This is a genomic window from Microbacterium immunditiarum, from assembly GCF_013409785.1.
GTDB classification, from domain to species: domain Bacteria; phylum Actinomycetota; class Actinomycetes; order Actinomycetales; family Microbacteriaceae; genus Microbacterium; species Microbacterium immunditiarum.
This window is the reverse complement of sequence record NZ_JACCBV010000001.1, coordinates 1,312,113-1,324,806: the sequence shown is the minus strand read 5'-3', so window position 1 is coordinate 1,324,806 and position 12,694 is coordinate 1,312,113. Positions and strand designations below refer to the sequence as shown.

At 70.3% G+C, this 12,694-nt stretch carries 13 protein-coding genes; 6 read left to right on the top strand and 7 right to left on the bottom strand.

The annotated features are described in order from the left end of the window. The 3 genes from BJ991_RS05930 to BJ991_RS05925 all read left to right on the top strand — a co-directional run bounded on the left by BJ991_RS05930 (window position 1) and on the right by BJ991_RS05925 (window position 1,268). A complete protein-coding gene (locus tag BJ991_RS05930) occupies window positions 1-327 on the top strand; it encodes a hypothetical protein (protein WP_179488316.1) in 327 nt (108 codons plus the stop codon). A 136-nt stretch (window positions 328-463) separates the two neighbouring features. Further along, on the top strand, window positions 464-589 hold the full coding sequence (locus BJ991_RS18610; protein WP_281363922.1) for a hypothetical protein: 126 nt from the start codon (window positions 464-466) through the stop codon (window positions 587-589). A 4-nt stretch (window positions 590-593) separates the two neighbouring features. Beyond that, window positions 594-1,268: a DUF6766 family protein gene (locus BJ991_RS05925; RefSeq protein ID WP_179488314.1), complete on the top strand. Its 675-nt coding sequence runs from the start codon at window positions 594-596 to the stop codon at window positions 1,266-1,268. 9 nt (window positions 1,269-1,277) lie between these two features. Here BJ991_RS05925 and BJ991_RS05920 read toward each other — a convergent pair whose 3' ends face one another. Continuing rightward, entirely contained in the window at window positions 1,278-2,288 is a 1,011-nt protein-coding gene (locus BJ991_RS05920) for a glycerophosphodiester phosphodiesterase family protein (protein WP_179488312.1), read from the bottom strand. A gap of 154 nt (window positions 2,289-2,442) precedes the next feature. Between BJ991_RS05920 and BJ991_RS05915 the strand changes: the two genes are divergently transcribed. Continuing rightward, window positions 2,443-3,360, top strand: a complete 918-nt coding sequence (locus tag BJ991_RS05915; RefSeq protein ID WP_179488310.1) for a Bax inhibitor-1/YccA family membrane protein — start codon at window positions 2,443-2,445, stop codon at window positions 3,358-3,360. Window positions 3,361-3,617: 257 nt separating this feature from the next. Beyond that, window positions 3,618-4,862: a non-homologous end-joining DNA ligase gene (gene ligD / locus BJ991_RS05910; RefSeq protein WP_179488308.1), complete on the top strand. Its 1,245-nt coding sequence runs from the start codon at window positions 3,618-3,620 to the stop codon at window positions 4,860-4,862. On the opposite strand, the gene BJ991_RS05905 is transcribed toward ligD, so the two are convergent. Beyond that, entirely contained in the window at window positions 4,863-5,402 is a 540-nt protein-coding gene (locus tag BJ991_RS05905) for a TetR/AcrR family transcriptional regulator (RefSeq protein ID WP_179488306.1), read from the bottom strand. A gap of 74 nt (window positions 5,403-5,476) precedes the next feature. Between BJ991_RS05905 and BJ991_RS05900 the strand changes: the two genes are divergently transcribed. Then, the gene (locus BJ991_RS05900) at window positions 5,477-6,190 is read left to right on the top strand and encodes an MBL fold metallo-hydrolase (protein WP_179488304.1); all 714 of its coding nucleotides are present in this window, start codon (window positions 5,477-5,479) and stop codon (window positions 6,188-6,190) included. A 92-nt stretch (window positions 6,191-6,282) separates the two neighbouring features. Here the strand turns inward: BJ991_RS05900 and BJ991_RS05895 are convergent, their stop codons facing one another. The 5 genes from BJ991_RS05895 to resB are packed head-to-tail and all read right to left on the bottom strand — an operon-like array spanning window position 6,283 to window position 12,676. Then, the gene (locus tag BJ991_RS05895; RefSeq protein WP_179488302.1) at window positions 6,283-7,686 is read right to left on the bottom strand and encodes a glycosyltransferase; all 1,404 of its coding nucleotides are present in this window, start codon (window positions 7,684-7,686) and stop codon (window positions 6,283-6,285) included. A gap of 52 nt (window positions 7,687-7,738) precedes the next feature. Then, window positions 7,739-9,322: a glutamine-hydrolyzing GMP synthase gene (gene guaA / locus BJ991_RS05890; RefSeq protein WP_179488300.1), complete on the bottom strand. Its 1,584-nt coding sequence runs from the start codon at window positions 9,320-9,322 to the stop codon at window positions 7,739-7,741. Then, window positions 9,319-9,843, bottom strand: a complete 525-nt coding sequence (locus BJ991_RS05885) for a DUF3817 domain-containing protein (protein WP_179488298.1) — start codon at window positions 9,841-9,843, stop codon at window positions 9,319-9,321. Before BJ991_RS05885 ends, guaA begins: the two co-directional genes overlap by 4 nt. Window positions 9,844-9,894: 51 nt before the next feature. Then, window positions 9,895-10,968, bottom strand: a complete 1,074-nt coding sequence (gene ccsB / locus BJ991_RS05880; RefSeq protein WP_179488296.1) for a c-type cytochrome biogenesis protein CcsB — start codon at window positions 10,966-10,968, stop codon at window positions 9,895-9,897. 10 nt (window positions 10,969-10,978) lie between these two features. Beyond that, entirely contained in the window at window positions 10,979-12,676 is a 1,698-nt protein-coding gene (gene resB, locus BJ991_RS05875; protein ID WP_343048663.1) for a cytochrome c biogenesis protein ResB, read from the bottom strand. Between the last annotated feature and the right edge of the window lie 18 nt (window positions 12,677-12,694).

The window sequence follows — 12,694 nt, the reverse complement described above, 5'->3', positions numbered from 1 at the left end:
ATGAAGCTCTTGATCTATGCGGGAAGCGAGTACCTCACCGGGGACGACATCGCTCTCGCACTCGTCGACTACAGCCAGGCGCTGGCTTCGGTGGGGACAGCCGAGAGCGTCGAGATCCCGATCCGGGAGAAGGACGGATCCGCGGGGAGCGCGGTGTTCCTCGTCGGGCCGTCGAGTCAGATCGTCGCAAAGAGCACCCACGAGGACGGTCAGGACGAACTCGTGGACGACGTCGTCGTCGAGCGTCTCCGGGCGCGCATGCGCCGCCTGCGCCCGCAACCCGCCGACCCAGGACGCATGATCGACTGGGACATGGACGCACTGTGAGGGGGCGGATGCCGCAGCGGGCGGTATCCCTTCCCCGAGCACGTGTCAATGGCCTGCCTCGCCCCGCCGATCGGGCCCAGGATCAAGACTGTGGTGGTCCCGCATCCGCGCGGGACTCGCGGCGAAAGGCGGCATCGTGGCGCACTTCACCCCGGAAGAAGAAGGAGCGCGAGTCGGCGAGGCCGCCGTGTTCTGGTCGTGGATCGCGGTGCTCGCCGTCGGGCTCGCCTACATGATCATCGTTCCGCTCACGGGGCGGTGATCGCGTGCGCCCGCTCAGAGACAACGGCCTCAGCATCCTGTTCGGCGCACTGTTCCTCGTCACGCTCATCGGCCAGTCGATCGCCGGGTATCTCGAACACAACGAGGAGCTGCGGGAGCACGGACAGGCGCTCGTATCGTTCGGATCGTTCGTCACCTCGTCGGAGTTCGTCGTCGATGTCGCCGAGAACTGGCAGTCCGAGTTCCTCCAATTCTTCCTCTTCATCGCCGCGACGATCTGGCTCGTCCAGCGCGGCTCGCCCGAGTCGAAGAAGCCCGGCGACGAGGGTGTCGGAACGGACGAGGAGCAGAAGGTCGGCGAGCACGCGCTCGAGGACTCGCCGTCGTGGGCACGCGCTCGCGGACTCCGACAGGTCGTGTTCTCGAACTCGCTCCTGCTCGTGATGGGCACGGTGTTCGTGCTGTCGTGGCTCGCGCAATCCCTCGCCGGCACGGTCGTCATGAACTCCGAGAACGCGCTGCACGGCCAGCCGCCGATCACGTGGCTCGAGTACCTCGGCACGCCGGACTTCTGGTCGCGCACGCTTCAGAACTGGCAGTCCGAGTTCCTCGCGGTGGGCGCGATGATCGCGCTGTCGATCTTCCTGCGCCAGCGCGGGTCGAGCGAGTCGAAGCCGGTCGGCGTGCCCCACCACACGACCGCGATCGAGTCCGACTGAGGCGCCGCGCTACGAGCCGAAGAACGCGACGCCCAGGTCCGGGTGGTCGACGAAGACCCCGTCGAGCGCCGCATCGCGGATGACGCCCCACTCCCCCTCGTAGTCGCCGAACGCGGCCTTGCCGCCGTGCCCACGGAACTGCCCGATGAGGAACGCGTTCTCGGGACGCACCGTCCACGTGAAGATCCGCAGGCCCCGCTCGCGCGCCTCGCTCACGAGCGGCGCAGGGCCCGACGTGCGGCCCCACCGGTCCGGGGCGAGGATCAGCCGCTTGTCGACGCTGATGCCGTCGACGCGCCCGACGAGCGCGTCGAGCCCGGCGGGGCTGATCTCGCGCTTGTACGTGGGCGCGCCCCGGCCGAGGCGCGCGACGAGGTCGTAGGGCTTGCCGCTCGCCTCGATGAGGTAGATGTACGAGCCTCGGATGCCGCGCTCCCGCAGGCCGTCGAGGATCGTCGCCTCGAATGCCTCGATCACGAGCGGATGCCGCCCATCCGCCCACCCCGCATCGCGCAGCTCGGTCTCGATGAGCTCCGCGAGATCCCACCCGAGCGCCTCCATATAGGTGGCGTGCTTGATCTCGAGCACGACCCCGATCTCGCGTCCCTGCTCGAGCGACGCGTCTCGCACGAGGTCCAGCACGTCGCGCAGCCGCAGCACGGGCTGACGATCGTCGAACGACGCGCTCACCGTCCTCAGCTCCGGCAGGCGCTCGCGGCAGCGGAGCGTGGCGAGCTCGTCCCACGTGAAGTCCTCCGTGAACCAGCCGGTGAGCGAGACGCCGTCGACCGACTTCGTGGTGTGCCGATCGGCGAACTCCGGGCGCGTCGCGACATCCGTCGTGCCCGAGATCTCGTTCTCGTGGCGCACGACGAGCACGCCATCCTTCGACACGACGATGTCGGGCTCGACCGCGTCTACGCCCATCGCGAGTGCGAGATCGTACGACGAGCGCGAGTGCTCCGGACGGTACCCGGGCGCACCGCGGTGTCCGATCACGAGCGGACACCGACGAGGCACGGTTTCAGGCTACAAGCGGACTGTCGCAGGGCCGCCGGCGCGGCATCCGGTCATGGCCTTCTCACAGCCACGCAGGGTTCAGCCCCCTCGAAGGTCCGATATCGTTGATCAACAGCGCTCAGCTGTCCTATCCCGATCTTGGAGTGTGAGAGCAGTGGCCCTCAACAACCCCGCATTTAACAACCCGGCGTTCCAGGACCAGCGCGCCGTGCAGTCCTACCCCGGCGGACCACAAGCGGCGACCATCGGCGGTCCGACCCAGGTCTCGTCGGCACAGCACGCGGCGACGGATGCCGCAGCCAACGCGCAGCTCGAGGGAGCCTTCGCGGCCCCGCCGGCCGGTGCGGTCGAAACCGGTCGCATGACGGTGGAGGACACCGTCTGGAAGACCCTCGGCCTGTTCGCGATCCTGCTGGTGACCGCGGTCGCCGGCTGGGTCTGGACGATGGCAGGCGTCACAGCGGCGAACCCGAGCCCGAACATCGCGCCGTGGCTCATCGGCGCGTTCGGCGGGTTCATCCTCGCGATGGTCGTGATCTTCACGTCGCGCAAGAAGGTGCGCCCCGCGCTCATCTTCGCGTACGCGGCGTTCGAAGGACTCTTCGTCGGCGGCATCTCGGCGTTCTTCGAGATGATCTGGGCCGGCATCGTCATCCAGGCGACGCTCGCCACCCTCGCCGTCGTCGGCGTGACCCTGGCTCTCTTCGCGAGCGGCAAGGTCCGCGCGTCCAAGCGCGCGACGAAGGTCTTCATGATCGCGATGATCGGCTACCTCGTGTTCTCGCTGATCAACGTCGGCCTCATGATCTTCAACGTGCCGATCGCGGGTGGCGCTTTCGGCCTCCTGAGCCAGGAGGTCGCGGGCATCCCGCTCGGGCTCATCATCGGCGTGCTGGTTGTGATCATGGCGGCGTACTCGCTCGTGCTCGACTTCGACCAGATCCAGCAGGGCGTGCGCAACGGCGCCCCGCGTCAGTACGGCTGGCTCGGCGGCTTCGGCATCATGGTGACGGTCGTCTGGCTCTACATCGAGATCCTGCGCATCCTCGCCATCGCGCGCGGCGACGGCTGACGCTCCGGTTCCTTCACGAAGGGGTCGCCCGGTTCGGGCGGCCCCTTCGTCGTGTTCGCCGCACCCTCCTCCCTCCCTCCTTTCCCTCTTCGCCGAGTGCACGGCTTGCCGTCGACTGCACGGCTTGCCTGCGCGGCTTCGTCGTGCACTCGACGCGATGTCGTGCACTCGACATCGGTGGGGGTCGGCGGTGGGGCGGGGCGTGAACCCGTGCAAGGCCCTGGCCGCGGCATCCGGCCCTCGCTAGCGTGGCGAGGGTGGCAGGCAGAGCGGAGACCTTCGTCGAGGCGAACGGACACGAGGTGCGCGTCTCGCACCCAGACAAGATCGTGTTCCCCGGACCGAGCCTCACGAAACTGGACCTCGTCGAGTACTACCTCGCGGTCGCCGACGGTGCGCTGCGCGGCGCGGGCGGACGCCCGATGGTGCTCAAGCGTTTCGTGAAGGGCATCGACAAGGAGGCGTTCTTCCAGAAGCGCGTACCCGAGAACCACCCCGACTTCATCGATACCGCGACGCTCCATTACGCGCGCGGCACATCGGCCGAAGAGGCCGTGGTGCGCAATGCGGCGGGGCTCGCGTGGATCATCAATCTCGGATGTCTCGACCTCAACCCGCACGCCGTGCGCGCCGAGGACCTCGACCACCCCGACGAGCTGCGCGTCGATCTCGATCCGATGCCGGGGGTCGACTGGTCGCAGATCGTCGACGTCGCATACGTCGCGCAGGAGGTGCTCGACGAGCGCGGCCTCGTGGGGTGGCCGAAGACGAGCGGATCGCGCGGCCTGCACATCCTCGTGCGCATCGAGCCGCGCTGGGAGTTCAAGGACGTGCGGCTCGCCGCCGAGGCGCTCGCGCGCGAAGTCGAGGACCGCGCACCCGGCCTCGCCACGGCGCGCTGGTGGAAGGAGGAGCGCGGAGAGAGCGTGTTCGTGGACTTCAACCAGAACGCGAAGGACCGGACCGTGGCGTCCGCGTACTCCATCAGACCGCTGCCGGATGCGCGGGTGTCGACGCCGCTCGCGTGGAGCGAGGTGCGCTCGAGCCGCCCCGAGGAGTTCACGGTGGCGACGGTGCTCGAGCGGTTCGCGGCGATCGGCGACCCGCACGCAGGCCTCGACGACGAGGTGGGCGTCCTCGACGGGCTGCTCGAGCTCGCGGCGGAGCTCGGACCGGCCGAGCGTGCGCCGCGCGGCTCGGCGGGCACCGGCGACGGGCGCCGCGTGTCGACGATGCCCCTCATCGAGATCGCCCGCACCGAGACGAAGCCCGAGGCGATGGCCGCGCTCGAGGAGTGGAGGGCGAAGCATCCGGCGGCGGCCGAGAAGCTCAGCCCCGCAGACGTTCTCGTCGACGGCATGCGCGGGTCGAGCTCGATCTGGTATCGCGTGCGCGTGAACCTGCAGCACGTCCCCGAGGAGCAGCGTCCGCTGCAGGAGGCGCTCCTCGCGGACTACGACCCTTGGGCGGGCAAGACGTGGCCAGGGGCGCCCGGCTCCTGACTACACACCTTGCGTCTGAGGGTCGAGGCTCGACACGATCCGGCCCAGGCCCCATTCGAATGCGTCGTCCACGCTGCCGCCCAGCTGGAAGGCGCCGAGCAGCTCCATGGAGACGAACCCCGTCACCCACGCCGTCATCAGGCGCGCGGCATCGAGCGCATGCTCGTCTCCGACCGCACTTCCGGCGACACGCAGCACCGGCGCACTGACCCGGGCGAGCACCTCGGGCTCGCCCGGTCCGCCGAGGATGAGGCGGAACCCTTCCGGCTGCTCGTGTGCGAACCGGCGATACGCGCGCGCGAGCGACTCCAGATCGTCGCCGGCATCCGCGAGGCGCGTGCCCAGGTCGAGCGCGATCTCGTTCGATACGAGCGTGAGCAGCGCCTCGCGATCGCGCACGCGTTTGTAGAGCGAAGGCGCGCGCACGCCCACCCGCTGGGCGACGGCTTGCATCGTGACGTTCGCGGGGCCGCCGTCGTCGAGCAGGTCTCGGGCTGCAGCCACGATCTCGTCGAGGGTGGTCCGTTCCGGCGTCGGCATCGATCATCTCCTCATAGCTACGGATATAAGCTATCATGGCTACATCCAATAGCCATCCACGATCGGATCCACTCATGCGACTCGGACCGCACCTCTCACGCGTCGGCAACGACATCGTGGCCGTGCACCTCATCGACACCCCCGACGGCATCACCCTCATCGACGCCGGCCTCCCCGGGCACTGGTCGGACCTTCGCGCCGAGCTGCGCGCGATGGGTCGCGACATCCGCGACATCCGCGGCGTCGTCCTCACCCACGGTGACAGCGACCACATCGGATTCGCCGAACGACTGCGCCTTGAGACCGGCGCTCCCGTGTTCGTGCACGCCGCGGACGCCGACCGCGCGCGCGGCGGCGACAAGCCGAAGCTCTCGATGGGCCCCGCCCGCCTCGGGCCCACGCTCGGCTTCTTCGCCTACGGCCTCCGCAAGGGCGGCCTGCGCACGACCTACCTGACCGAGGTCGTCGAGGTGGCCGACGGCGACGTGCTCGACCTGCCCGGAGCTCCCCGGATCGTGAGCCTTCCGGGCCACTCGCCGGGCAGCATCGCGGTGCACTCGGCGCTCGCGAAGGCCGTCTTCGTGGGCGACGCGCTCACGACGCGTCACGTGCTCACGGGGCGCGAGGGCCCGCAGCCCGCACCGTTCACCGACGAGCCCGAGCAGGCCCTGTCATCGCTCGACCGCCTCGCAGCCCTCGACGCGACGTGGGTCATCCCGGGGCACGGCGCCCCGTTCCGGGGTTCACCGGCGGATGCCGCGTCTGCCGTCCGCGCCGCCGCCGCGTAGCCCGCGCGACACGATCGGGCCGGTGACACGGTCCGGCGACCGGCGGGGCCGGGCCAGCCCGGACGCTGACCACCCTGGGTTTGGGGCAAACCTCACGACGGAGGAGGAACCACCCGCCGGGACGGCCGCGCGAGCACGTCGCGCACGGCCGACGCGAGCGACTCGACGACATGCTCCGAGTCGATGCGCCGCCCGGCGCAGACCGCCTCGCGCGCGAGCTGCGCGTGCAGCTCGGGATCGCTCAGCAAACGCACGATCGCGTCGGCGAGGGCCTCTTCGTCGGCATCCGGCACGAGCAGTCCCCCGCCCTCGGCGAGCAGCTCGCGCGGGCCGTACCGCACGTCGTACGACACGACCGGGCACCCCTCGACGAGCGCCTCGGCGAGTGCGAGGCCCTGTCCCTCGTACGCCGACGTCGACACGAAGACGAGCGCCTCGCGCAGCACGCGGGCGGGGTCATCCGTCCGCCCTCGCAGCGCGATGTGGGCGCCCATCCCGAGCTCGTCGATGAGGTCCTGCAGCCTCTCGCCCTCGGGCCCGTCGCCGTAGATGTCGAGCGTCGCGCCGGGCACGCGCTCGACGACCTCGCGGAACGCGCGGATGGCGTGGTCGACGCGCTTGCCGGGCGCGAGCCTGTTGAGCATGACCGTGCGGCCGGGCACACGATCCGATGACGGGACGACGGATGCCGCGGCGTGCACACCGTGCGGCACGACGACGTGCACGCCCGACGCCCCGAAGCGCTCCTCGACGTCGGCGCGCTGCGCCGCGGTCGGCCACAGCACGGCGTCGAATCGCTCCGCGAGCGAGAACCACCGCGACCACAGCGTGTTCATCGGGCCGGACGGCTCGTACGGCGGCTCGAGGTGGATCGTGTGGATCGCATGGAGGAGGCGCACGTCCGGGTCGTCCCACCCCGCGAGCAGCTCGCCGAGCTGACGCGACTCGCAGATGACGACGACCGGCCGGTCGGGCCGCTCGCCGCGCACTTCGCGCACGACGTGGTCGAGCCACACGCGGTAGAGCTCGCCGAATCCGTCGAGCACGCCGGCGACACCGCCGTCGGGGCCGTGTACGACGACCGGGGCGGCGCTGACGTGCCAGTCCGGGTCGCCCGCGATGATGGGCACAGACACGGCCGGCTTCTCGGCGGGCACGGGCCGGTACTCCAGTGCGGCATCCGGCGAGCCGGGGTGGGCTGCGTCGAGCAGCCATTGCGCGGCTCCGCCGTGCGGCCCGGATGCCTCGTCGAACAGGTTCCGCATGCGCGATGGATCGAGCACGAGGTCGCGCCCCGCGAACGTCGCGCGATGGCGAGCGTGCTCGGCGGGCGTGCCGGGATCGACCGTCAGCAGCAGCGGTCCGCGGCCGCCGTGGACGCCGGCGACCGCCATCTGGCGCGCTCGTGCGAGCGTCGCGAGGGTGTACCCGCCGTCCATGTCGGGGATGAGGCGGCTCGAGAGCACGAGGTACTCGGCGTCGGGGAACTCCGTCACATTCCCATCAAACACCGCGGGGCGCCGCCCGCGCAGGCGGGTCAGTCCTGCGTCACTCCCACTCGATGGTCCCCGGGGGCTTCGACGTGACGTCGAGCACGACCCGGTTGATCTCGCGGACCTCGTTCGTGATGCGGTTCGAGATGCGCGCGAGCACGTCGTACGGCAGGCGCGTCCAGTCGGCGGTCATCGCGTCTTCGCTCGAGACGGGACGAAGGACGATCGGATGCCCGTACGTGCGCCCGTCGCCCTGGACGCCCACCGACCGCACGTCGGCCAGCAGCACCACCGGGCACTGCCAGATCTCGCCGTCGAGGCCCGCGCGCGTGAGCTCCTCGCGCGCGATGGCGTCGGCGTCGCGCAGGATCTCGAGGCGATCGGCCGTGACCTCGCCGACGATGCGGATGCCGAGCCCCGGGCCCGGGAACGGCTGGCGCGACACGATGACCTCGGGAAGACCGAGCTCGCGGCCGATCGCTCGCACCTCGTCCTTGAACAGCGTCCGCAGCGGCTCGACGAGCTCGAACTGCAGGTCCTCAGGGAGGCCGCCCACGTTGTGGTGAGACTTGATGTTCGCGGTGCCGGAGCCCCCGCCCGACTCGACGACGTCGGGGTACAGCGTGCCCTGCACGAGGAAGCGGATCGGCTCACCCTCTTCGGCCGCCTCGGCGACGAGCTCGCGCTCGGCCTGCTCGAACGTGCGGATGAACTCGCGCCCGATGATCTTGCGCTTCTGCTCGGGGTCGCTCACCCCCGCAAGAGCCGAAAGGAAGCGCTCGCGCGCGTCGACCGTGACGAGCCGCACCCCGGTCGCGGCGACGTAGTCCTTCTCGACCTGCTCGCGCTCGCCCTTGCGCAGAAGGCCGTGGTCGACGAACACGCACACGAGCTGGTCGCCGACGGCCTTGTGGACGAGGGCCGCCGCTACGGCGGAGTCGACGCCGCCCGACAGCGCGCACAGCACGCGGCCGGAGCCGACCTGCTCGCGGATCCGCTCGACCTGCTCGGCGATGACGTTGCCGCTGTTCCAGTCCGATGGGAGACCCGCCGCGCGGTGCAGGAAGTTCTCGATGACGCGCTGTCCGTAGTCGGTGTGCTTGACCTCGGGGTGCCACTGCACGCCGTACAGCTTGCGCTCGTCGTCGCCGAATGCTGCCACGGGCGTCGCCGTGGTCGACGCGAGCACCTGGAACCCCTCGGGGGCGCGGGCGACCTGGTCGCCGTGGCTCATCCACACGTTCTGCTCGGCCGGCTGCTCGGCCAGCAGCACGCCGCCGTCGCCCGTCAGCGAGGCATCCGTCGCCCCGTATTCGCGCAGGCCGGTATTGGCGACCTCGCCGCCGAGCGCCTGCGCCATGACCTGGAATCCGTAGCAGATGCCGAGCGTCGGCACGCCGAGCTCGAAGACGCCCGCGTCGAGCGACGGCGCACCCGGTTCGTACACCGACGAGGGACCGCCGGACAGGATGATGCCGACCGGGTCCTTCGCGGCGATCGCGGCGGCGGATGCCGTGTGCGGCACGATCTCGCTGTAGACGCCCGCCTCGCGCACGCGGCGCGCGATGAGCTGCGCGTACTGTGCGCCGAAGTCGACGACGAGGACGGGGCGCTGGGAGGTCTCGGTCTGCTCGGTCACTGGCCGCCTTCGGTGGGGATCTTCGCCGTGAGCGTGGAGTGCCCGGCGAGGTGGTGGGTCTGGTCGGCTCCGGATGCCGCGGCCGCCTCGCGCTCCGCGAGGTAGGCCCTCACGTCACGCGCGACGCGCACCTCGAGGAAGAACGACAGGAGCGGCACGATGCCGCCCGACGCGAGGAGCAGGAAGCGCCAGAACGGCCAGCGCATGAGGCTCCACACGCGGAAGCACGAGAAGAGGTACACGACGTAGAACCAGCCGTGCGCGACGAGGATGCCGAGGGACAGGTTGAAGCCGTCGCCCGTCGACTCGAGGCCGTTGGGGCCCTCGACGACGGGGGCGAACCACAGGAACCCGCCCGACCCGCCGAGGAACAGCTCGTACCCGAGCGCGGGCACGTACTTGAGGATCATCTCGGCGACCAGGAGCAGCAGCATCGTGCCGGTGATGACCGAGCAGATCTGGTAGAACTTCAGGGCTCCGCGGATCGCCGGGAAGGAGGCGAGCTTGGGGGCGGCGGGCATGATCCCAGTCTAGTCGCGGGTCGACTGGGCATCCGCCGGGCCGCATCCCCCTCAGCTGAGGCCGCTGTAGACGTGCAGCCCCTTGAAGAACATGTTCACGATCGTGAAGTTGAAGATCACGGCGACGAAGCCGATGATCGACAGCCATGCCGACCGCGCGCCGCGCCAGCCGCGTGTCGCGCGAGCGTGGATGTAGCCCGCGTAGAGGACCCAGATCACGAAGGTCCACACTTCCTTCGTGTCGAAGCCCCAGTAGCGGCCCCACGCGTCGTTCGCCCAGATGGACCCCGCGATGAGGGTGAACGTCCAGAAGATGAAGCCGATGATCGCGAAGCGGTACGCGAGCGACTCGAGTGCGTCGGCGCTCGGCAGCGTGCGCAGGAACCCGGGGCCGCTGCCCTTGACGACGGCGCCGGACGACTCGGATGCCGCGGCCTTCGCCTCGCGGCGGGCCTGCATGAGCTGCAGCACCGAGAGGCCGAACGCGAGCGCGAACAGCGCCGTCGCGAGCGACGCGACGAAGACGTGGATGACGAGCCACACGCTCTTGAGCGGATCGGCGAGCGGGACGATCTCGACGTAGAACGCGAGCGTCGCACCGCCGAGGAGCAGCACCGTGAGCCCCGTGATGAGCACGCCGAGGAAGCGCAGGTCGTACTTGAACAGCGTCACGAGGTAGACCGCGACGATGAGGAGCGTGCCGGTGAGGGCGAACTCGTACATGTTCGACCAGGGCACGCGACCCGCGGCGATGCCCCGCGTGACGTCGCCCGCGAGGTGGAAGAGGAAGGCGAGCACCGTCAGCGACGTGCCGATGCGCGCCCACATCATGCGCGGGCGCTGGGAGGGAGACGCTTCGAGCGCGGCCTTGGCGGCCGCCTCCTGCGCCCGCACGGCGCCGATCTTCTCACGAGCGGACGACGAGACGGATGCCCCGGCCGCCGTGGCTCCGACGCCGACGAGCTCGCGCTCGCGCGTCGCGGCGTCCTTCGCCTCGACCGCGAGAGCCGAGCGCCGGGCGAGGTCGATCGCGTAGGCGGCGAACGCCAGCACGTAGATCGCGATCGCGGTCCAGACCAGGAGCACCGACACGGAGTCGAGCGACAGCGTTTCGGTTGCGGGCATGGGTGCCATTCTACGTCGCCCCTTCCGGCGGGCTTGTGGCGGATGCGGGCTCGCGGAGCGCCGCCTCGAGGGCGTCGCCGTGCCGCTGGGCGACCTGGTCGACGGCATCCGCGAGTGTCGGGTCCTCGCCGCGCGCGAGACCCGCGTATTCGACGCGCAGCGTGTGGCCGTCGGGCGTCACCTTCACCCACATGCGGCGGCGCGCGACGAACAGGGCCGCGAGGAGGCCGAGGACCGCGAGCGTCGCGAACGCGAGCACCCACGGCGCGCCGACGTCGCGGTGGATCGACAGCGAGACGAAGCGCTTGACGGACTCGCCGAGGTCGCTCGAGCCCGCCGGAGACTCGTTCTCGAACGTGATCGTGCCGAGGCCGTTCGGCAGGTCGGCCGTCTGGCCTGGCATGAGCACGATCGAGTCGACGCCCACGGCTCGGCCGGTGAGCTGCTCCATCCCCGTGGGGTCGAGCGTGTAGACCGATCGCGGCGTGCCGTCGTCGATGCCGAGGTCGCCCGCGTACACGTCGAGCGTGAGCGTCGGGTACACGAGGTCGGGGTAGGTCGAGGTGAACGCGCCCGTCGTGAGCTCCTGCGCGGTCGGGTAGAAGAAGCCGACGAGTCCGAGCTGCTCGGGCATGCCGTCCGGCACCTTGATGACGCCGAGCGACGTCATGTTCGCGTCCTGCGGGAGGAACGGCACCGGCTCGGAGTACACGACCTCGCCGTCCGCGTCGCGGATCGTGATCGTCGGGGCGTAGCCGTTGCCCATGAGGTAGACGCGGTCGCCCTCGATGTCGAGCGGGTGGTTGACGCGCACCTCGCCCTCACGCGCCTCTCGGCCGGCGATCTGGGTCGTGAGGTGGGCGACGAAGTCACCCGCCTGACCCGAGCCCTGCAGGCCCGGCGCGACGTACTCGACCGAGAACTCGTCGAGCGTGAGCGCGTACGGCACGAGGCGCTCCTCGTCAACGAACCGGCCAGGATTGAACGACGAGTAGTCGAGCATCGTGTTGACGAACGTGCGCCCCTCGATGATGACGCTCTGCCCCGTGTAGGTAAAGCCGCCGCCGACCGCCACCGAGATGAGCACGCCCACGAGTGCCGCGTGGAACACGAGGTTGCCCGTCTCTCGCGCGTAGCCGCGCTCGGCCGACACCGAGTACGAGCCTCGGCCGTCGTACCGCTCGACGCGGTAGCCGGCCTTGCGGAGCTGCTCACCGGCGAGGGCGACGGCGGTCTCGCCGGATGCCGCGGAGTCGGCGCCCGGTGCGAGCTCGACGATCGTCGAGCGGTGGTCGTCGAGGCGCTCGAGGCGCGCGGGCGTGCGCGGCGGCCGCGCGCGCAGCGCCTTCCAGTGGTGCCTCGTGCGCGGGATGACGCAGCCGATGAGCGAGACGAACAGCAGGATGTAGATCGCCGAGAACCACGGCGACGTGTACACATCGAACAGGCTCAGGTTGTCGAGGACCGGGGCGAGGTCGGGGTTGTCGGCGTAGTACTGGGTGACGCCGTTCGGGTCGGCGCTGCGTTGCGGCACGATCGACCCGGGGATCGCGGCGATCGCGAGCAGGAGCAGCAGCACGAGCGCCGTGCGCATCGACGTGAGCTGCCGCCAGCCCCAGCGGAGCCACCCGACGAAGCCGAGCGCGGGCTGCGTGACGTCGGCCGCGGCATCCGCGTGATCGGACGGACGCAGCGGGTCCGCGTCCACGCGACCAGTCGTGGCGCC

Coding starts and splice junctions, on each gene's coding strand:
- BJ991_RS05900 (WP_179488304.1), top strand. CDS start 5,477: ATGCGACTCGGACCGCACCTCTCACGCGTCGGCAACGACATCGTGGCC.
- BJ991_RS05930 (WP_179488316.1), top strand. CDS start 1: ATGAAGCTCTTGATCTATGCGGGAAGCGAGTACCTCACCGGGGACGAC.
- ccsB (WP_179488296.1), bottom strand. CDS start 10,968: ATGCCCGCAACCGAAACGCTGTCGCTCGACTCCGTGTCGGTGCTCCTG.
- BJ991_RS05885 (WP_179488298.1), bottom strand. CDS start 9,843: ATGCCCGCCGCCCCCAAGCTCGCCTCCTTCCCGGCGATCCGCGGAGCC.
- BJ991_RS05905 (WP_179488306.1), bottom strand. CDS start 5,402: ATGCCGACGCCGGAACGGACCACCCTCGACGAGATCGTGGCTGCAGCC.